Genomic DNA, 18,758 nt, shown 5'->3' with positions numbered 1-18,758 from the left:
ACAGCATGTGGTGGCAGAGATCATACTGGCGAACCGCGACGCGGGATTTTTTGATATCGGCCAGAAAACCCGAATCAAGGTGGAGACATTCGGGTTCGCCAAGATCAGGGCGATTGATGGCATGGTGATTGATATGTCGCCCGATGCCATCATTGATAAAAAACCGGGGCAGGTTTATCTCGCCAGGATCGAACTGATGCCGCAATATCTAACGGTGCGTGGACGGTATGCACCGTTGCAGCCGGGGATGACGTTTATGACAGATATCCAGACCGGTGAGCACCGTTTGCTGGAATATGGCCTTGGCCCGATGTTGCGGTATCGGGATGAGAGTTTGAGGAAGAGGTGATGCAGAACATAATAAAAACAGAAAACAAAATGGTTATGGTAAGATTTTACTGTTTCTTGTTTATCTTTCTTTTGTCGTGTTTTTTTCTATTAATTGCGCCGCTTAAGGCGTCAGAAAATATAACCCTGTGTGACCAGATCGGATCTGTCGCATTCGATAAAGATCGTGTCAGTGATCCAATTCCCAAAGAGGAATATGATCCATTCAAGGTTGTTCCAGCTTGTCAGGAGGCGCTTTCGGATAGCCCAGACAACCCTAGATTTTATTTTCAGCTGGGCATTGCAATGGCAATGTTGCTCGAAGTTGACAAGGCTGTAGAGCATTTGGAAATGTCAGCAAACAAAGGTTATGAGGCCGCCAAAGGCTTTTTAAAAAAATATGAATCTAAGATTGGACAAGAAACCAGTAGTGCTTCCCCTGAACTGAACCAAAATGACAACAAGCCACTGAATGATTGTGACCGCATTGGCTCAATGCCAATCGATGTAAGGCGGGTCGGGCAACCGCTTCCTATTGAGAAATATCAACCTGAGAAAGTTGTTAAGGCCTGCAGGGAAGCCTTGAAAGGAGATCTGGTAAATCCACGATTTCATTTTCAACTAGGGATGGCGCTACTCGGTACGGGAGAGGTAGATGACGCCTTGATCGAACTTCAGACTGCTGCTAGCCGAAACTATGTTGCAGCTAAATTGGTGCTCGATAAATTCAACGAGAAATCTGCGAAATAGAGGCAAGATATGCCTGATCAAGAAGAGAATGATGGGCCGGAAAATACTGGAAACAAAACATTAGACAAAATAAATACTATTCGCGACTTTGGTTAAGGTATAATCCTACGTGTGCACAATCATGATATCTTAATTATTTGTGATGAGAGACGGATGGATAGGTAATTTTTTATGAATTTTTACAATAAATTCAGATCAATTTTTATTTTGTCAGTATTTATTGGATTTTTCATAATAACTACTACTCAAAATTCATATGCAAAAAACTGTTCTGATCTCAAATATTCAACTTTTAAAGATAATTTTTATACTGATCATATTAATGAAATGTATGATTGCGCCTCTGATGGAGATGATTATTTTAAATCTTACCTTCAGGGTTTATTTTTCTCTGGAATGATCACTGTTTCCAGTGAACTGCTTGATTTTTTAAGAAGTCCCGTTGACGGAGATAATTATTCATTACTTAAATCTTACTTAATTAATGCTTCGAGGGTAAGAGATGAGAAAGATGCAGAAAATTCGATAAAATTCCTTATGCAGTCTGCAAAAAATGGAAACCCTTATGCTGGTTATCTTTCTTCGGCCAGATATCTTTATGAAGATGGGGATCTGGCAGATATTATTTCTCATTTTTCATATAATTATGGTCATAGATACGGATTATTTTTCTTTAGTATAAGGAGTATGTTGCAAAATGGGTGTTATAAAATAAGTAGAGCTTTCGAAAAATCTATCGAGAAAGGTCTATATTTTGATCCTCATTTTGTAAATTTTCTCCACATATTTAAGAATAATGGTTGTGATATCGGAAAAATGAATGGAAATGAAATGATATTTTTCCATTTACCGATAGATGATTATATTATTTCAGATAATGAAAATTATGATGTTGACTATGAGCATGTCGATAGGTGGATAGAGGTGCATTCTGATTTGAATGCAAAAAGCCCTTTAAATTTCTGCTCTGGTGATGGGGACTATACTTGCAAGAAATTTGCCTTCTATGATGATTTTTATTGCAGGGCAATTTTGTCTGTTGGAGATAAAGATATATCTGTATCTCCAGAATATGAAGATTGCAGGGAAAACTTTCTGAGACAGCATAAATAAATCTCAAGATGAGTTCTGATGATTTAGATAAACCTGCTGTCGCTAACAATCTGATTTTACGGATGGTCGGGCCGCATGACAGTTGTCGGTCCCCGGCATCAAAACGTCAATTCACGCTTGCGTTAATCCGGCGCGATCCACATCTTGGTCTGGCCTTCATGATCACGCACAGGATTTGCAAACATGTTTGAATGGATGGCCGACCCGCATATGTGGATGGGGCTGGCGACGCTGACCGCGCTCGAAATCGTGCTTGGCATTGATAATATCGTTTTCCTGTCTGTCATCGTTTCCAAATTGCCCAAGGCGCAACAGGCATCGGCCCGGCGCATTGGCCTGATTGCCGCGATGGGGATGCGTCTGGCACTGCTGGCCTCCATCACCTGGGTCATGCAACTGACCACCCCGCTGTTTGCGGCATTCGGCCAACAGGTCAGCGGTCGGGACATGATCCTGATCGGCGGCGGCCTGTTTCTGATCGCCAAGGCGTCAAAGGAAATTCACCACACGATTGATGAACCCGACGAACAACAGGTCAAAATCGTGACCGGCTTTGCCGCCACCATTGTGCAGATCATGTTGCTTGATATCATCTTCTCGCTTGATTCCGTGATCACCGCCGTCGGGCTGGTTGATCATTTGTCGATCATGGTGATTGCGGTGATATTGTCGGTTCTGGTGATGCTGGTTTCCGCACGGGCCATTGGCGAATTTGTCGAGAATCATCCGTCGGTCAAAATGCTGGCCCTGTCCTTTTTGATTCTGGTCGGGTTTGTGCTGTTGCTCGATGGTGTCGAAATTCATATCCCCAAAGGCTATATCTATTTCGCCATGACCTTCAGTCTGGGCGTTGAAACCCTGAACCTGATCAACAGCAAACGGAAAAAGGCGGCCCGCGCCAGATTGCCATCATGAAGAAAATCACCCCGCCCGAAAGACTGGCCGCCCTGTTTGCCGTCCATGACATGGATATTGACGTTCTGGAATTTCCCGATGGCACAAGGTCGGCGCTTGATGCCGCACGGGCGGTCGGCTGCGACGTTTCCGATATCGGCAAATCGCTGATATTCATGACCGCCGATGACAACAAACCGGTTCTGGTGATCATGAATGGCGCGGACCGGGTGGATGAAAACCGGGTCGCCACCCTGATCCATCAACCGATCCGCAAGGCCAATGCCGATGATGTCCGAACGGCCACCGGATACGCAATTGGCGGTGTGCCGCCCTTTGGCCATCTGACCCCGGTGATGACCCTGATCGATGAAAAACTGCTGATCAAGGATATCATCTGGCTGGCCGCCGGAACCCCGCGCAGCGTCTTTGCCATGACACCCGATCAATTGCGGAAAATAACCGGGATTGAAACAGGTGTTGCTGTCTCGGTATGACACTTGGATAAAATCTGGAATTGCAGAAACAGGAAACAATTTCCAATTAATATTCTTCCTGATAAAAATGACAATCAGCATGATTATTTTCAGGTGCAATACCCGCATAAAAATAATCTGCATGATGGCTGATTTCATTGAATTGACGGAAGAAAACCAAAATGACGTTCACACCGAAAAACATTCTGGCCATACTGGCCGTCTCCTTTTTGGCGGCTTGCGCCTCCCCGGCGCAATTCCAGAACATGACCGTCGATACCGGGACCAATACCTTCGATACGAGCAATTCGCCTTATCATGATGCGATTCTTGTCAAAAATATCGAAGGCGGCGAAGAAACCAATCCGCTCTGGACATCAGAAGTCAGCAGCACGGCATTCAAGGAAGCCCTGATTGCGTCGCTGGAGAATGTCGGGTTGCTGGGCAACCTGACCGCCGATGCGCCTTATGAATTGCAGGCGACACTTTTGCGCGTCGATCAGCCGTTTTTTGGACTTGATCTGAAAGTCGACTCTCTTGTCCGTTACGAAATTTTCGACAAAAAAACCGGCGCATCCGTTTTCGAGAAAGAAATTCCCGCGTCTCATACCGCGACATTCGGCGATTCCCCGTTTGCCGTCCAGCGTTTGCGCCTTGCCAATGAGGGATCGATGAAAAGCAACATTACCGGCTTCATCGAAGCCTTGCTCGAATCAGACATGCCCATCGAAAACAAAACGACGGCACCGGCGACAAGTTAGGGTCCGCACCCTAAATCCCGTCATCCTTCCGGGTCGCAGACCGCGCACCGATTTCATCAAGATCGTTCTGTTCCTTGCGGTTTTCTTCGGCCTGTTCGGCGTCAATGCGGTTGCGTTCGGAAATCTCGATGGTTTTGAGTTCCTTGAACGCATCCGCCACCACGTCGCGAAAGGATTCAATCGCACGTTCCTGATCATGGATGCGTTTTGTCAGAACCTCGCGTTCGGCTATCACCGCGCTGGCAAAATTGCCATAGGCAAACCCGGCAAGTTCCGGGTCGGTTGCCGCCACTTTTTGTTCGGCAATCACCGCCCGTTCCAGTTCGGCCTTTTCGGCCACCAGATGATCAAGGGCGGCCTGCATGTCGGATAACTCGCGGCGCTTTTCATCCAGCGCCCATTTGCGGATGCGGATCAGGGTTTTGAAATTTTTCGCCATGATGCGTCACGCCTTCGCCAATGGGGGCCGGGGGATCATCCCTGCCCGCCCAGGGCGCGTTTTGCCGCATTCAGATCGGCGGCAGTCCGCGACTGGCTGATAACGCGCCCGCCCCCCTGCGCCGGGCCCGTCGCCGATGCCGCCGGTGCCTCGGCGGCAGGTTCATCAAGCATATCAAGCCTGCGCGCCAGTTCCAGATAACCTTCGGCCAGACGGGTGCATTCATTACGGCCCTGACTGAGAAATTCCTCGATCAGCGGAAAATAATGGATGGCCTCATCCACCTTGGGATCGGCCCCGCGCCGATAGGCACCCAGCCGGATCAGTTCCGCCATATCGTTATAGGTCGCCAGCAATTTTCGGGCGCGTTGCACAACGTAATTTTCATTGTCGCTGTTACAGCCGGGCATGGTGCGCGATACGCTGCGCAAAATATTGATCGCCGGATAACGCCCCTGTTCAGCAATGGCGCGGTCCAGAACAACGTGACCATCCAGAATACCGCGCACCGCATCGGAAATCGGTTCGTTATGATCATCACCATCGACCAGAACGGTAAACAGCCCGGTGATCGATCCCTGCCCCGGCCCGCCCGGCCCGGCCCGTTCCAGAAGACGCGGCAATTCGGCAAACACCGTCGGCGTATAGCCCTTTGACGCCGGGGGTTCACCGACCGACAGGCTGATTTCACGTTGCGCCATCGCAAAACGGGTGACGGAATCCATCATGCACAAAACATCGCGCCCCTGATCGCGGAAAAATTCCGAAATCGCCAGCGTCATATAGGCCGCCTGACGGCGCATCAGGGGTGGCTCGTCCGATGTCGATACCACCACCACCGACCGCCGCAACCCTTCCTCGCCCAGATCATCCTCGATAAATTCGCGGGCCTCGCGGCCACGTTCGCCAATCAGGCCGACCACGGCAACGTCCGATGTCGTATGACGTGTCATCATCGACAGCAAACTGGATTTACCGACACCGGACCCGGCGAAAATCCCCATGCGCTGCCCCCGGCAACAGGTCAGAAACGTGTTCATGGCCCGAACACCCAGATCAATCTTGCCCGACACCCGTTGCCGCGAATGGGCCGAAGGCGGCGTACTGCGGATCGCATAGGGTTTGATGCCTTGCGGTAACGGGCCCTTGCCGTCCACCGGCTCGCCAAAAGCGTTAACAACCCGGCCCAGCCAGCCATCATCGGGAAAAACCTGCGGTTGGGTATCGGACAATTCAACCGAACAGCCAATACCAATGCCGTCCAGCGCCCCGAACGGCATCAAAAGGGCGCGTTCATTGCGAAAACCGACAACTTCGCAGATCACCGGGTCGCCATCGCGCCGCCGCACCTTGCACCGGTCGCCAATCGACAATGATCCTTCAACCCCGCCAATTTCGACCAGCAGGCCCAAAACCGCCGTAACCCGCCCGACCACGCGGTAATCGGGGATACGACGAATTTCGGCAGCGATGTTTTTGCCAATCTGAAACACAAATTTCCGCTTTTTTCTGTCAATCCACCGGACCATCGGGGGTGGATATCGCCCCGCGTCGTTCCTATATATAACTGCCATACAGGCAATTAAAAAGGCGTGTATGGCAAAATGCGCCAATTGCCGCCCGGTGTGCGCCCCCCGCCCCAATCCGTTAAACCCTTGTGAAATCTGGGATTGAGACGATTGGTTAACCGACGCCGGAAAAAAAGTTAACACAATGCGACTCGCCTGCTTGCCACGAGTCGCAAAGCAACGTATCGTATCGTTAACAAAATAAAGCACGGCAGTCGTTGGGGCGCTTGCCGGAGCCAGACCGGATTACAACGGAATTTTTGCGGAACACGGTAACGGAGCGGAGCGGATAATGCGGGTGCTGCTTGTCGAAGATGACAATGCAACGGCTGACAGCATCGAGTTGATGCTGAAATCCGAGGGCATGGTCATCGATACAACCGATCTGGGCGAGGATGGCCTGGAAATCGGCAAACTGTATGATTACGACATCATACTTCTGGATCTTATGCTGCCGGATATTGACGGCTACGAGGTGCTGCGCCGCTTGCGCGATGCCCGGGTCGAAACACCGGTGCTGATCCTGTCCGGTCTCAGCGAGACCGAGGACAAGGTCAAAGGCCTTGGTTTTGGTGCAGATGATTATCTGACCAAGCCCTTTGACCGAACGGAACTTCTGGCGCGCATCCAGGCAATTGTCCGGCGCTCCAAGGGCCATGCGCAGTCAGTGATTGCGACGGGCAAGATCAATGTCAATCTGGACGCCAGAACGGTCGAGGTCGAGGGTGCCCCCCTGCATCTGACCGGCAAGGAATACGGCATTCTTGAATTGCTGTCCCTGCGCAAGGGCACGACCCTGACCAAGGAAATGTTCCTGAACCATCTTTATGGCGGGATGGATGAACCGGAACTGAAAATCATCGACGTTTTCGTCTGCAAACTGCGCAAGAAAATCCAGTCTGCAACCGAAGGCGACAATTATATCCATACGGTATGGGGGCGCGGCTATGTCCTGCGCGATCCCGAAAGCAACAGCGGCGCAAACGCCGCCTGATCCTTTCGCCATACCCCGATATAACGCAAAAACGCCCCGGTTTTCCGGGGCGTTTTTTATGGCGATCAGGGCAAATATATCAGGGGGTGAATGATGTCGTTGACTTGCAGCCAGTCAATCAGTTCAAACAACGGCACCACCATGAAGAACACCATCCCGTCCCGCAAGGTGCGCCATAACAGATTTGGCCGAACTTCAATGGTTTCCATATCGCGCCACGCCGAAAATCGCGGAAACAGTCGCGGTGTCTGCTGTTTATAGGCCCCAAAATCCGCACCAAAGATATTTTCCAGTTCGCGTTCTTCCCGCAAAATCACCGGCAGGAAAACCGCAACCGCCCCGGCAAGAAAAATACCCGTCATCAGTAAACTGCCGGTTTGCGCCCCGACACCGGCCGCCCCGATAAAGCTGAACATATAAAGCGGATTCCGGCTGATGGAATAAGGTCCGGTTGCCGTCAGTTCCTGCGCCTTGCGTCCGCCGATATAAAGCGTACACCACGCCCGCCCCAATATCGCCAGTCCGATCATCACCAAACCGGCGATCTCGATGGTCTCGTGGGCGAAACGGTCAATCTCGGCCAGTGACTGCACCATCGGCAAGGCCACAATGACCGCAAGGACCAGAACAAGAAGCACCAGCTTGCGCTGACGCTGAACCCGCGAAAGACGATGGCGGGAAGACGCAATATCGGATGTGCTCATCATGGTTTCCTGAAAAGCCGAAAGTTATTTCTTGTCCTCGGGCTTGCCAAAGCGCGACCGGTCAAATGCCGGGGCCGGTTTGGCCGGATCGGGCCGGGCCGGGGCAGACCCCGTGCCGCTGCCCAAAGGCGGGCGCGCAGTCCCCGGTGTGCCGCCGGTCGTTCCGGGGGACGGGCGGGAATATGTCGATCCCGCTGGCGTTGCCGGACGGCTGGCAATATTGCCGGTTGGCGGTGGTGCCGGACGGGTATAGCCGGTCCCGGTCGTACCCGATGCCGGGGTTGCCGGGCGGGCATAGCTGCCCGTACCGCCGGTCGCACCGGTTGTCCCCGGCGTGGCAGGCCGTGCGGGCGGCGGTGTCGTGGTTCCGGTCGCTGCCGTTTGCATGCTTTTGGGTTTGGGAAAGGCAAATCCGCCTGCGGCGGGGGCTGCATTGCCACTGCTGGGTGCTGCCGTGCCCCCGGCCTGCGCCTTTTCCAGCGCGGCCAGATCAACTTCCGGTGCGCCGGGGCGGTTCAACTGATAAATGCCGCGCTGACGTGCCAGCGGCTTGAATTTATCGGAAATGCCCAAAACCGTTTCCGCCCCGCCCAGAAACAGAAATCCGTCATCGGGCATCTGGGCGGAAATCTTGGTCAGAACATCGGTCTTGGTCACCTGATCGAAATAAATCAGCACATTGCGGCAATACACAACATCGAACTGCCCCAACGGTTTGAGGTCATCAAGCAGGTTATATTCGCGATATTGCACCCTGGAGCGCAAATCCTGCGAAATTTGCCACATATCGTCCTTTTTCTGGAAATGCTTGACCAGAAGCTGGATCGGCAGGCCGCGCTGAACTTCAAATTGCGAATACAGACCCGCCTTGGCCTTGTTCAGGATGTCGCGCGAAATATCGGTGCCGATAATTTCGATGCGCCATCCGGCCAACTGGCTGGCAAATTCCTGCAAGATCATCGCCAGCGAATAGGGTTCCTGCCCGCTGGAGGCGGCGGCACACCAGATGCGCAAATGGCGCTTTGTGGCCCGCGCCTTGATCATATGGGGCAGGACAACATGGCGGAACTGGTCAAACGGCTTGGTATCGCGAAAGAAAAACGACTCATTGGTCGTCATCGCCTCGACGACTTCTTCAATCAGGGCGCGATCATGGCCGCGCAAGGCCCCGATCAGTTCGGTCAGATCTTTCAGATTGCGTTTGCGGGCAATCGGCATCAGCCGGCTTTCGAGCAAGTACAATTTGTCCTGCGTCAGGACAAGACCCGAGCGGGATTTGATCAACTTGCTGACGAAATCAAAGTCTTCCGGCTTCATCATTTTGTTCTAACGACCCCCGGCAAATTTTTTAACATAGGTCGCAATATTTCCCAACGGTAACACAGCAGTACAAACACCGGCTTTCGCCGCCGCACCGGGCATTCCCCAAACCACGCTGGTTGCTTCGTCCTGGGCGACCACCATGCCGCCCGCCGATGCAACGTCCTGCGAACCCAGCATACCATCCTGTCCCATTCCCGTCAGAATGATAGTCAAAAGATTCCCGCCATAGCTTTGCACCAGACTGCGCAACATCGGATCGACCGACGGACGACAGAAATTTTCGGGTGCATTCTGGTTCAGCGCAATGCGCCGTGCATTGCCACGCCCTTCAATCACCATATGATAATCGCCGGGCGCAAGATAGATCCGCCCCGGTGTAACCGGCTCGCCATTCACCCCTTCGTGGCATTTCATCCCCGTCAGACGGGTAATATGTTCGGCCAGAATGGTGGTAAAGGTTGCGGGCATATGCTGGGTGATAAACACCGGCTGACGGACTCCGGCCAGACCGCGCAACACCTCGAACAAAGCCTGCGGCCCACCGGTTGAACTGCCAATGGCAATCGCCTCGACATTCAGACGTTTTTCCGGCAACAGCGTGATCGGCCCCTGCGCGCGCAGCATCCGCTTGGGTGCCGGGGCGGCGGCCCCACCTTGCGGCGCGGAAGGACGTCGGGCCGTTTTGCCGGATGGTGCGGGCGGTGCGCCGGGTGTCGCCGGTGCCACCGGCTTGTCGCGCACAATACCGGCCCCCGCCGATTTTGACGGTGCAGGTGCCGCAACAGGTCGTTTGGTATCTGACGCGGAAACTGTTTTCTGAACAGACGATGCCTGCGTTGCCCGTGATCCTGCCGCCGCAGCCGCATCGCGGATCAGCCCCCCCGGATCATGCCGGGGCGGATGTTGCACCAAAGGCCGGGACACCTCTGTATCGTCGCGTTCAGCCTGTTGCGGGCGTACCGGTTGCCGGACATGATGTTGCACCGCATGTTGCGTCGGGCGGGGACGCAATTCGGCGGTAAATCTTTTGCGCTGGATACGTCCGGCTTTTTCCAGAACCTGATGCTCGACCGACATCTGGGCACGAAAGGGTGCCGATTCATCACCGGCATCATCGGCGGTTGGTTCCGGAGCGGCGGCTGCCTCAACAGCTTCCCCGTCCCCTTCATCAACAGATTCGTCTTCATCCGGTTCGTCATATTGCTCTGTCTGTTCCAGCATCTTGCGACGCTGTTCCGCCCATGCCTTGACCTTGTCCAGAAGTTCGGCACGGAACCCCTCGCCAACATTCAGATCCTTGGCCGATGACGGTTTGGGCACATAATCAACCGCACCCAGTGTCATGGCCTGAAAACTGATATCCGCATTGCGCTTGGTCAGGGTGGAGGCCATGATCACGCGAACGGTCGGGTCGATTTCAAGGATTTTCGGAAGGGCGGTCAGCCCGTCCATCACCGGCATTTCGATATCCAGAACAACGGCCTCAACCCCGCCCTTTTCCATCACGGCAAGGGCTTCACGGCCATTCACCACCGATCCGACCACCTCAATATCGGGGTCTTCCTGCAACATCCGCGTGACAAGACCCCGCACAATGGCTGAATCATCAACGACAAGGACTTTGTATGGTGGATCGATGCGGCCGTTTTCCACTATATCGATTTTCCCGGAGTTACGCAGACAGGCCTGCGGCCTGACAGCAAAAGCACGTCAGAAGAACAGCAATCTCAGATCAGGCCAACCTGTTCAAACTTGGCCTGAATGATTTCACTGTCGAAGGGCTTCATGATGTATTCGTTGGCGCCCGCACTGATCGCTTCCTGAATATGCTCCAGATCGTTTTCCGTCGTGCAGAAAACGACAACCGGTTCATCACCGCCCGGTGCATCGCGCAGGTCGCGCAGGAAATCAATCCCGCTTTTGATTGGCATGTTCCAATCCAGCAAGACGGCGTCGGGCATTTGTTCGAGGCATTTTTCAAGTGCCACTTGCCCGTCTTCCGCTTCCCATACCTCGAAACTCATTTCTTCGAGGATACGGCGCGCCACCATTCTGATGACTTTCGAATCATCGACGACGAGACAGCTCTTCATCGACTTCCTTCTCGCATTTTAAACATCGTTAAGCCAAAACCGGCACATCCCGAACGCCTTGCGCGTTCGGGGCTGCGACATCCTGTCAGCCTGCCTGTTTTACAGAAGACGTAAAATCAAGCAAGCGATTGACATCCAAAATCACCAGCAATGTTTTTTCCAGACGGAAAATCCCGTCGGAAAATTCCCGCCAGCGCGGATCAAGCGTCGCCGGGTTCTGTTCAAACGCGCTTTGCGGCACGCTCAGAACTTCACCAACCTGATCAACCATCAGGCTGTAAAGCTCCCCACCCTGATCGACAACGATGCTCATGCCCGGATTTTTATCTTCACGATCGCGCAGGCCAAGACGCTTGCGCACATCAATCGCCGTCACGATGCGCCCGCGCAAATTCAGCGACCCCGCCACTTCGGGCGGTGCCAGCGGAATGCGCGTGATGCGTTGCGGGCCCAGAACGTCCTGCACGGTCAAAACCGGAATGCCGAACAATTGCTTGCCGATGCTTGCGGTCACGAAATCCTTGGCCGATCCGCCCAGATCAAGGGCGTTCATGCGGTCATGGCTGGGAACAAGTGCCTTTGTCATACTCATATGCTCTCTCCCGAATTACACAGCCGCCAGCGTCTGTATCAAGGTTGATACAAGCGCATCCCGGTCAAATTTCGCAACATAGTCGCTAAAGCCAACCTTGCGGCCGCGTTCGAAATCTTCCTCGCTGGTATGCGAGGACAGGGCGATAATCGGCACTTCGCCCCATGCCTCGTCATTTTGCAAGGTCTGGGCAAATTCAAAACCGTTCATGCCCGGCATTTCGATGTCGCTGATAATGGCGTCAAACATCACACCATTGTTTTTCAGTTCCAGTGCCTGTTCGGCATTTTCAACCGTGGTGACATTGAACCCCGACACCGACAGCATCGGCGACAACAGATTGCGGAAGAACGGGCTGTCATCGACCAGAAGAACCCGTTTCTTTTCGCCACCGGTTTCTTCATTGCCGAACCAGTCGCTAAAGGCCAGTTCCAGATAATAACCGGCATCGATCAGATCGGTTGCCTTGCCATCGATCACCGCCGACCCGACCAGACCATCCTGATCCGATGTCAGTTCGACATTCAGCACGTCATCAACGATATCGACGATTTCATCAACCACCAGCCCCATCGTCCGTTCGCGATCCTGGAACACCAGGGTCGGCTGACGGCCTTCGGTTTTCATCTGATAGCTGCTGTCGATAAATACCAGCGGCATCAGTTTGCCACGGTACTGCACCAGCGGCCGGTTGTTGGAATATTCGATATTCTCGCATTCGATTTCTTCAAGACGCGCCACAAGGGCCAACGGCACGGCGCGCATTTCCGATCCACCGGCGCGGAAAACCAGCATCGAGGTGGTCTGGCGTTCCGATCCGTCGGTTTTGGCCTTGGATTCGACACCCTGCGAACCGCCCACGGTGATTTCACCGGTTTTCGAGGCAATGCCATTGGGATCAAGGATCATGATCACGCTGCCATCACCCAGAATGGTGTTACCCGAAAACAGCGACAGATCGCGCAGGATCGGGGCGACCGGCTTGACAACGATTTCCTCGGTGTCAAACACCCGGTCAACAATGATCCCGAAGGAATAGGTGCCAACCTGGGTGACAACGATAAAGGCTTCTTCATCCACGGCCTGTTCGGCCTCGGCGGTATCGTCAAGACCCAGGATTTTCTTGAGCGTGACCAGCGGCAACAGACGGTTGCGCAGACGCAGAACCGGGGTATCGTGGATACGTTCAATCGAATGTTCGGAATTGCTCGATGCCCGGACCAGTTCCAGAACGCTGATCTGCGGGATGGCGAAACGTTCGCCGCCGCTTTCAACGATCAGGGCCGAAACGATGGCAAGGGTCAACGGAATCTTGATGACAAAGGTCGAACCACGACCTTCGACCGATTTCAGCTCAACCGTCCCGCCGATCTTTTCAATATTGGTGCGCACCACATCCATGCCGACACCACGGCCCGACACCGATGTCACCTTTTCGGCGGTCGAGAAACCGGCCTTGAAGATGAACTGGTGAATCTGCGAATCCGCCATACTGTCGAGTTCGCTTTCGGTGGCCAGACCATTGCTGATCGCCTTGGCCCGGATCCGCTCGATATTCAGGCCGCGCCCGTCATCGGAAATCTCGATGATGATATGGCCGCCTTCGTGATAGGCGTTCAGGGTGACGGTCCCGGTTTCCGGTTTTCCGGCGTCGCGACGGCCCGGAATATCTTCCAGACCGTGGTCGGCGGAATTGCGGACCATATGGGTCAGCGGGTCCTTGATCAGTTCCAGAACCTGACGGTCCAGTTCGGTATCGGCACCGATCATTTGCAGATCGATTTTCTTGTTCATTTCAAGGGCCAGATCGCGAACGATCCGCGGCAGTTTGGCCCAGGCATTGCCAATCGGCTGCATACGGGTCTTCATCACGCCTTCCTGAAGGTCGGTCGTGATATGCGACAGGCGTTGCAGCGGCACGGTAAATTCGCTGTCATCCTTGCCGCGCACCATCTGCAAAAGCTGGTTGCGGGTCAGAACCAGTTCGGACACCAGCGTCATCAGGTTTTCAAGCAACTCGACATTGACGCGAATGGTCTGGGCGGCAACGGAACTTTCCTTGGCTTCGCCACGGGCTTCGGCCTTGGGGGCTTCTGCCGCCGGTTTTTTGGCCGTCTGGACAGCCTTTGACGGCGCAGCAACAGGTGCCGCTGCCGGTGCGGGGGTCGGCTCGGGATCGGGTTCGTCTTCCGGCTCGGCATCGATATCCATTTCCGCATCAAGGCTGTAATCGATCACCGATTCCATCTTGACGGCCGGTTTCGCCGGGGCCGCAGATGCCGGTGCCGCACCCTTGCCAACCAGTTCGCCGGTATCGGCAAAATGATTGAGGCGCGCAATCAGATCGGCATCGTTGCCATCTGGCTCGGTTTCGTTGCTTTCCAGTTCGCCCAGCAGATATTTGATCGTATCAATGGATTCCAGAACGAGTGTCACCGCCTCGGCGGTCACGATCAGTTCACCATCACGGATCTTGCCCAGAACGTTTTCCCCGGCATGTGCCACCGCTTCTAGCCGTGGCAGGCCCAGAAATCCGCAAGTCCCCTTGATGGTATGAACCAGTCGAAAAATATTCGACAAAATTTCCGGATCGTTCGGATTTTGTTCAAGCTTGACGAGTTCAACGTCAAGCGTAGACAAGCTTTCCGAGGTCTCCGTCAGAAATTCACTTAACAGATCGTCCATAGAACCCCTCCACTATACCGGCAACCCACGACTGCCAGGCCGGGACGTCAAAATTATCAAAACAAGTTGAAACGTGTCGTCAAACTAACACTTAGGTAAAGCCTGACAAACAGATTTACCAGTATCGTACCGTTATTTTTTTAGGCATGGATCAATGCGATAGACTCATTTTCATGTCTGTAACCCAGATGCCCCCCTGATCTTTCGATCAGGATTCGGGCGAAAAACACCTGAACATTACGCGGATCAAGATCATCCCGATCACCGGCCCCGTCCAATACCTTCAACACTTCGGGCCGGAAACCGGCACGTTTTCCGGTTGCACTGACATGTATGGCCTCGCCGGAGTCGCCCGTCACCGTGATGGCCCCGCCAAACGGCAGGCCATCGCGGACAATCATCACCATATTCAGGATCACCCGTGCGGCTGCGGCATCGACCGCGCCCGGATTGCGCCACTCCAGCGTCACTTTTCCTTCGGCATCAAAAACCTGACGCAGCGCCTCGCGCACTGTCGGGCCATCGACATTATTGCCACCGCGCCCGAATGCCAGCCGGAACAATTGCAGGCGGCGCGCCGCCTCCATCCCGCTTTTGCGCATCAGTTCAAGGGCCTCGCTATCGCTGACCCCGGCCTCTCCCATCAGTTCGGCACCGGCATTGACAGCACCGACCGGACCCACCAGATCATGGCAGATACGCGAACTGATCAGTTCAACCAATGCAAGTTCCAGATGAACGTCGCGTTGCATGTCCCGTTTCTCCTGGGCGTCTTTGTGGGCGACCTCCCCCGAAGCCGCATGGTATTGTCGTTCATAAATCGACAGTTTGTCACCCCACTGTGCAAAAGCAGGCGTTAAAACCTCCTTTACTCCGATCAGCGAGAATAGCGACATGGATTTTTTATTGACCCCCGGCACCATCGTTCGCCACCCCGGCCAGCCCGATTGGGGTCTGGGCCGGATTCAGGCTGTGGACGGGGAACGAATCGCCGTTAATTTTGAAGAAGCAGGCCGACAAATCATTCGCGCCCGCTTTGTCGCCCTTGAAATTGTCGAACCGGCATCGGGATATGAATAAGGTCCCCCGCCCGGTCCGGTGATGAAATACACTGCTGAAATATCCGGTTTATGGTACGGATAGAAAGACTTGCCAGACCAGACTGCGGACAGATCAGGTTCAATTGCCGGAAATACAGCCGATGACCAAAGTAAAAATGACGGAAACGGACAGCTTCAAACAACGCCACCACGATGCGGCCTTTGCCGTGCTGGAACGTTTTGCCGCAGGCCTGAAAGAAAAGGCCGATGCCGGTAACGGCATGATCAGTACCGACAGCCTCAATCAGGCGCTGGCCGTGTTGCGTCATCAACCCGCCCTGTTTGACGACGCCTGGCGCGCCATCCAGACCGAAGTGGGCGCGGTGCAATCGCGTCAGCATGCCGCAATCCGCCATGACCCGTTCGGTCGTCTGCTGGTCAGTCGCTTTGCCCATCTTCTCGAAGGCCGCGAAGCAGGCGATCTGGAACATGGCGCGCTGTCACGCGATATTTTACAGCCGCTGTTTCAGGTTGTCCGCATGATGGTGGGCATGGATACGATTGAAAAAATCGATATCGAAATCCGCGGCATCATTGATGCCCATGCCGATGCCGAAGACGAAATGCGCGACCCCACCGATTACTGGGACCACCTTGCCGAAGACCCGCATGTCGCCGACAGGATCAATATGCTGTTTGCCCGTATGGCCCTGCATTTTGCCGATTATGAACGGCGCAAACAGTGGTTTATCCAGTTGATCAACGACAATCTGAACCGCAATCAGGTCACATGGCATTTTACCGAGGCGCATTTTGTCCGCCTGATCCGCGCCCTGTTCCGCGATGTCCGCGCCATGCTGACCAATACGGAACGCGCCGCCGTACTCGCCGCCAAATTCGGCCATGACGATATGGAAAAACTGCGCGGTGTGATGGCGGCGGTGGATCGTGACATTGCCGCCCTGCATAACAGCGAAGCCGCCCACTGGCAGGAAAAACCGGCAACCTGATCTTTGCCTTTCGTCGGCCCCGAATGATCCCGCCCGGCCTTGCGCCGGGCGTTTTTATGTCCCTCGCCCTTTGCGATAGCCAGACAACCGGCCCATATGCCAGAATAATACCAAAGAACGCCAAGGTTCCCGCAACACCAGTCCGACGGATACGCCATGAACACGCCGCTGATCGATAAATATGGTCGCCATGTCACCTATCTTCGGGTGTCGGTAACGGACCGTTGCGATTTTCGCTGTTCCTATTGCATGGCGGAAAACATGGTTTTCCTGCCAAAATCCGAAGTCCTGACCCTTGAAGAGCTTGATCAGCTTTGCACCGCCTTCATCAATCGCGGTGTGCGCAAATTGCGCCTGACCGGGGGCGAACCGCTGGTGCGGCGCGGCATCATGGATCTGATCAAAAGCCTGTCGCGCCATCTCGAAACAAAGGCGCTTGATGAACTGACCCTGACCACCAATGGCAGCCAGCTCGCCACCCATGCCGATGATCTGGCCCGGCTTGGCATCCGACGCCTCAATGTCTCGCTTGACAGTCTGGACGCCCAACGCTTTGCCGATATCACCCGGCGCGGACGGCTCGATCAGGTGCTGGACGGCCTTGCTGCGGCCAAACAGGCCGGGATCAAAATCAAGATCAATACGGTAGCACTCCGCAATTTCAACGAAGATGAAATGTCGGACCTTGTGGCATGGTGCGGGCGTGAAGGATTTGATTTATGCCTGATCGAAACCATGCCGCTGGGCGATATTGACGGGGATCGCACCGATCAGTATGTCCCGCTGACCGTGGTGCGCGAACGGCTTGAACGCGATTACACCCTGATCCCCAGCACCTATGTCACCCCCGGCCCGGCCCGTTATGTCACCATTGCCGAAACCGGCGGGCGGCTTGGCTTTATCACGCCAATGACCCATAATTTCTGCGAGGGATGCAACCGGGTGCGCGTCACCTGTACCGGCACCCTTTACATGTGCCTTGGCCAGGAAGACCATCTGGATTTGCGCGACATCCTGCGCAGTGGCGATGCCAACGCCCTGGATGCCGCCCTTGACCGCGCCATGCGGCTGAAACCCAAGGGCCATGATTTCATCATCGACCGCAAGGGTGCCAAACCGGCCGTGGCCCGGCATATGAGCATGACGGGCGGATAACCGGCCCCGCCGCACCATGCCCCGCTTTCGGACTGTGGCACCCTGTCATTTCAATGAGCGCACCCGATTAATGAAATCAAAAAATCTGGCGTCGCCGACTCGCTTTCAGTAATCAATCATGATCCCTGAAAACAACCGCTAAAGTTGCTGCATCACACCCATCCGCCCCGGAAAACCGCCAGATAACCGCTGTGACGGCCCCCGAATCGCCAACCGGGCAGGACCGATGCACACAAGACGGACTACCCCCGTGGGATTTTGGCGAGGCTCCATCAGGGGTACTTGATATGGCGCCCATACCCCCGTCTGCCTCACAAGCCGCATCCGAAAATGCAGGCCTGGTCTCCTTCCTCCGCCGGGCCTTCGCCCCGCGTTAACCGAACCCGCCGCAAGACGGCCCGGCCAAAACCCGCCTTTCCCGCAATCACGGGAACCGGGCAGGCACAGCCAACCACAAGGCGCACCTCGGGCAGCCGCCACCCCAAAACCGCCCTTCCCGCGAACGCGGGAATCCAGACAGCCTTGGGGCTTCCGCCCGCCGCGCCAACAGGCCACCTTCGGCCCCGCCACCCGCTCCTGCCTTCCCCGGTAATGCCGGGGTACGATTCGGACAGGACTTGCCACTGACAAGACGCAACTCGGGCGTCCTGACAAATGGCCGGGTTAGCGGACCTGCAAAGGACCACCGTAATGGCTTTTCCACCTGCCGGTCAGGGTCCTGCGGGTGGTTCGCCCGCCATCCTGTCTGTCTTTATATCGCTGCATCATCATTTCTTTCCTCTGGCCCAAACGCAAAAACCCGCAAGGCACAAGGCCTTGCGGGTTTCGGTCCGG

The 18,758-nt window shown here is 54.5% G+C and carries 18 protein-coding genes and 1 pseudogene; 10 read left to right on the top strand and 9 right to left on the bottom strand.

Annotation, left to right across the window (positions count from 1 at the left end; all coding sequences use genetic code 11):
• Positions 1-10: 10 nt before the first annotated feature.
• The 6 genes from Q8O73_RS00790 to Q8O73_RS00765 all read left to right on the top strand — a co-directional run bounded on the left by Q8O73_RS00790 (position 11) and on the right by Q8O73_RS00765 (position 4,321).
• The gene (locus Q8O73_RS00790; protein ID WP_305553446.1) at positions 11-349 is read left to right on the top strand and encodes a hypothetical protein; all 339 of its coding nucleotides are present in this window, start codon (positions 11-13) and stop codon (positions 347-349) included.
• Positions 349-1,077: a hypothetical protein gene (locus Q8O73_RS00785; protein WP_305553443.1), complete on the top strand. Its 729-nt coding sequence runs from the start codon at positions 349-351 to the stop codon at positions 1,075-1,077. Before Q8O73_RS00790 ends, Q8O73_RS00785 begins: the two co-directional genes overlap by 1 nt.
• Before the next feature lie 171 nt (positions 1,078-1,248).
• A complete protein-coding gene (locus Q8O73_RS00780; protein ID WP_305553440.1) occupies positions 1,249-2,190 on the top strand; it encodes a hypothetical protein in 942 nt (313 codons plus the stop codon).
• Between the two features lie 183 nt (positions 2,191-2,373).
• On the top strand, positions 2,374-3,105 hold the full coding sequence (locus Q8O73_RS00775) for a TerC family protein (RefSeq protein WP_305553437.1): 732 nt from the start codon (positions 2,374-2,376) through the stop codon (positions 3,103-3,105).
• Positions 3,102-3,581 (top strand): YbaK/EbsC family protein, encoded by a 480-nt coding sequence (locus Q8O73_RS00770; RefSeq protein WP_305553434.1) that lies wholly within the window; start codon positions 3,102-3,104, stop codon positions 3,579-3,581. Before Q8O73_RS00775 ends, Q8O73_RS00770 begins: the two co-directional genes overlap by 4 nt.
• Before the next feature lie 161 nt (positions 3,582-3,742).
• Positions 3,743-4,321, top strand: a complete 579-nt coding sequence (locus Q8O73_RS00765; RefSeq protein WP_305553431.1) for a hypothetical protein — start codon at positions 3,743-3,745, stop codon at positions 4,319-4,321.
• A 10-nt stretch (positions 4,322-4,331) separates the two neighbouring features.
• Here the strand turns inward: Q8O73_RS00765 and Q8O73_RS00760 are convergent, their stop codons facing one another.
• Both Q8O73_RS00760 and fliI read right to left on the bottom strand, forming a co-directional pair.
• Complete coding sequence (locus Q8O73_RS00760) at positions 4,332-4,760, bottom strand: flagellar FliJ family protein (RefSeq protein WP_305553428.1); 429 nt, start codon at positions 4,758-4,760, stop codon at positions 4,332-4,334.
• Between the two features lie 35 nt (positions 4,761-4,795).
• Positions 4,796-6,253, bottom strand: coding sequence for a flagellar protein export ATPase FliI (gene fliI, locus Q8O73_RS00755; RefSeq protein ID WP_305553425.1), 1,458 nt, complete (start codon positions 6,251-6,253; stop codon positions 4,796-4,798).
• 367 nt (positions 6,254-6,620) lie between these two features.
• Here fliI and ctrA point away from each other — a divergent pair, with 367 nt between their 5' ends.
• Positions 6,621-7,322: a response regulator transcription factor CtrA gene (ctrA, locus tag Q8O73_RS00750; RefSeq protein ID WP_305553422.1), complete on the top strand. Its 702-nt coding sequence runs from the start codon at positions 6,621-6,623 to the stop codon at positions 7,320-7,322.
• A gap of 65 nt (positions 7,323-7,387) precedes the next feature.
• On the opposite strand, the gene Q8O73_RS00745 is transcribed toward ctrA, so the two are convergent.
• The 7 genes and pseudogenes from Q8O73_RS00745 to Q8O73_RS00715 form a co-directional block, all read right to left on the bottom strand.
• On the bottom strand, positions 7,388-8,026 hold the full coding sequence (locus Q8O73_RS00745; RefSeq protein ID WP_305553419.1) for an isoprenylcysteine carboxylmethyltransferase family protein: 639 nt from the start codon (positions 8,024-8,026) through the stop codon (positions 7,388-7,390).
• A gap of 507 nt (positions 8,027-8,533) precedes the next feature.
• Positions 8,534-9,343, bottom strand: a pseudogene (locus Q8O73_RS00740) (protein-glutamate O-methyltransferase CheR); the annotation flags it as partial.
• A gap of 9 nt (positions 9,344-9,352) precedes the next feature.
• On the bottom strand, positions 9,353-11,002 hold the full coding sequence (locus tag Q8O73_RS00735) for a chemotaxis protein CheB (RefSeq protein WP_305553416.1): 1,650 nt from the start codon (positions 11,000-11,002) through the stop codon (positions 9,353-9,355).
• Between the two features lie 74 nt (positions 11,003-11,076).
• Positions 11,077-11,442, bottom strand: coding sequence for a PleD family two-component system response regulator (locus Q8O73_RS00730; protein ID WP_305553413.1), 366 nt, complete (start codon positions 11,440-11,442; stop codon positions 11,077-11,079).
• 85 nt (positions 11,443-11,527) lie between these two features.
• Positions 11,528-12,034: a chemotaxis protein CheW gene (locus Q8O73_RS00725; protein ID WP_305553410.1), complete on the bottom strand. Its 507-nt coding sequence runs from the start codon at positions 12,032-12,034 to the stop codon at positions 11,528-11,530.
• 15 nt (positions 12,035-12,049) lie between these two features.
• Complete coding sequence (locus Q8O73_RS00720; protein WP_305553407.1) at positions 12,050-14,719, bottom strand: chemotaxis protein CheW; 2,670 nt, start codon at positions 14,717-14,719, stop codon at positions 12,050-12,052.
• Between the two features lie 140 nt (positions 14,720-14,859).
• The gene (locus Q8O73_RS00715) at positions 14,860-15,471 is read right to left on the bottom strand and encodes a histidine phosphotransferase family protein (protein WP_305553403.1); all 612 of its coding nucleotides are present in this window, start codon (positions 15,469-15,471) and stop codon (positions 14,860-14,862) included.
• 142 nt (positions 15,472-15,613) lie between these two features.
• Between Q8O73_RS00715 and Q8O73_RS00710 the strand changes: the two genes are divergently transcribed.
• The 3 genes from Q8O73_RS00710 (at position 15,614) to moaA (ending at position 17,924) form a co-directional block, all read left to right on the top strand.
• On the top strand, positions 15,614-15,799 hold the full coding sequence (locus Q8O73_RS00710) for a DUF3553 domain-containing protein (RefSeq protein ID WP_305553400.1): 186 nt from the start codon (positions 15,614-15,616) through the stop codon (positions 15,797-15,799).
• Between the two features lie 121 nt (positions 15,800-15,920).
• Positions 15,921-16,769, top strand: coding sequence for a hypothetical protein (locus Q8O73_RS00705; protein ID WP_305553397.1), 849 nt, complete (start codon positions 15,921-15,923; stop codon positions 16,767-16,769).
• A 156-nt stretch (positions 16,770-16,925) separates the two neighbouring features.
• On the top strand, positions 16,926-17,924 hold the full coding sequence (gene moaA / locus Q8O73_RS00700) for a GTP 3',8-cyclase MoaA (RefSeq protein WP_305553394.1): 999 nt from the start codon (positions 16,926-16,928) through the stop codon (positions 17,922-17,924).
• Positions 17,925-18,758: the final 834 nt, after the last annotated feature.

Source organism: Thalassospira sp. (assembly GCF_030690045.1).
Classification (GTDB): Bacteria; Pseudomonadota; Alphaproteobacteria; order Rhodospirillales; family Thalassospiraceae; genus Thalassospira.
The sequence above is the reverse complement of the archived record's forward strand: the minus strand, read 5'-3'. Positions and strand labels throughout refer to the sequence as shown.

Excerpts from the sequence above, each read along its gene's own strand:
- ctrA (WP_305553422.1), top strand. The coding sequence starts at position 6,621 with ATGCGGGTGCTGCTTGTCGAAGATGACAATGCAACGGCTGACAGCATC.
- Q8O73_RS00760 (WP_305553428.1), bottom strand. The coding sequence starts at position 4,760 with ATGGCGAAAAATTTCAAAACCCTGATCCGCATCCGCAAATGGGCGCTG.
- Q8O73_RS00745 (WP_305553419.1), bottom strand. The coding sequence starts at position 8,026 with ATGAGCACATCCGATATTGCGTCTTCCCGCCATCGTCTTTCGCGGGTT.
- moaA (WP_305553394.1), top strand. The coding sequence starts at position 16,926 with ATGAACACGCCGCTGATCGATAAATATGGTCGCCATGTCACCTATCTT.
- Q8O73_RS00770 (WP_305553434.1), top strand. The coding sequence starts at position 3,102 with ATGAAGAAAATCACCCCGCCCGAAAGACTGGCCGCCCTGTTTGCCGTC.
- Q8O73_RS00705 (WP_305553397.1), top strand. The coding sequence starts at position 15,921 with ATGACCAAAGTAAAAATGACGGAAACGGACAGCTTCAAACAACGCCAC.
- Q8O73_RS00710 (WP_305553400.1), top strand. The coding sequence starts at position 15,614 with ATGGATTTTTTATTGACCCCCGGCACCATCGTTCGCCACCCCGGCCAG.
- Q8O73_RS00785 (WP_305553443.1), top strand. The coding sequence starts at position 349 with ATGCAGAACATAATAAAAACAGAAAACAAAATGGTTATGGTAAGATTT.
- Q8O73_RS00720 (WP_305553407.1), bottom strand. The coding sequence starts at position 14,719 with ATGGACGATCTGTTAAGTGAATTTCTGACGGAGACCTCGGAAAGCTTG.
- Q8O73_RS00780 (WP_305553440.1), top strand. The coding sequence starts at position 1,249 with ATGAATTTTTACAATAAATTCAGATCAATTTTTATTTTGTCAGTATTT.
- Q8O73_RS00765 (WP_305553431.1), top strand. The coding sequence starts at position 3,743 with ATGACGTTCACACCGAAAAACATTCTGGCCATACTGGCCGTCTCCTTT.
- Q8O73_RS00730 (WP_305553413.1), bottom strand. The coding sequence starts at position 11,442 with ATGAAGAGCTGTCTCGTCGTCGATGATTCGAAAGTCATCAGAATGGTG.
- Q8O73_RS00775 (WP_305553437.1), top strand. The coding sequence starts at position 2,374 with ATGTTTGAATGGATGGCCGACCCGCATATGTGGATGGGGCTGGCGACG.
- Q8O73_RS00715 (WP_305553403.1), bottom strand. The coding sequence starts at position 15,471 with ATGCAACGCGACGTTCATCTGGAACTTGCATTGGTTGAACTGATCAGT.
- Q8O73_RS00725 (WP_305553410.1), bottom strand. The coding sequence starts at position 12,034 with ATGAGTATGACAAAGGCACTTGTTCCCAGCCATGACCGCATGAACGCC.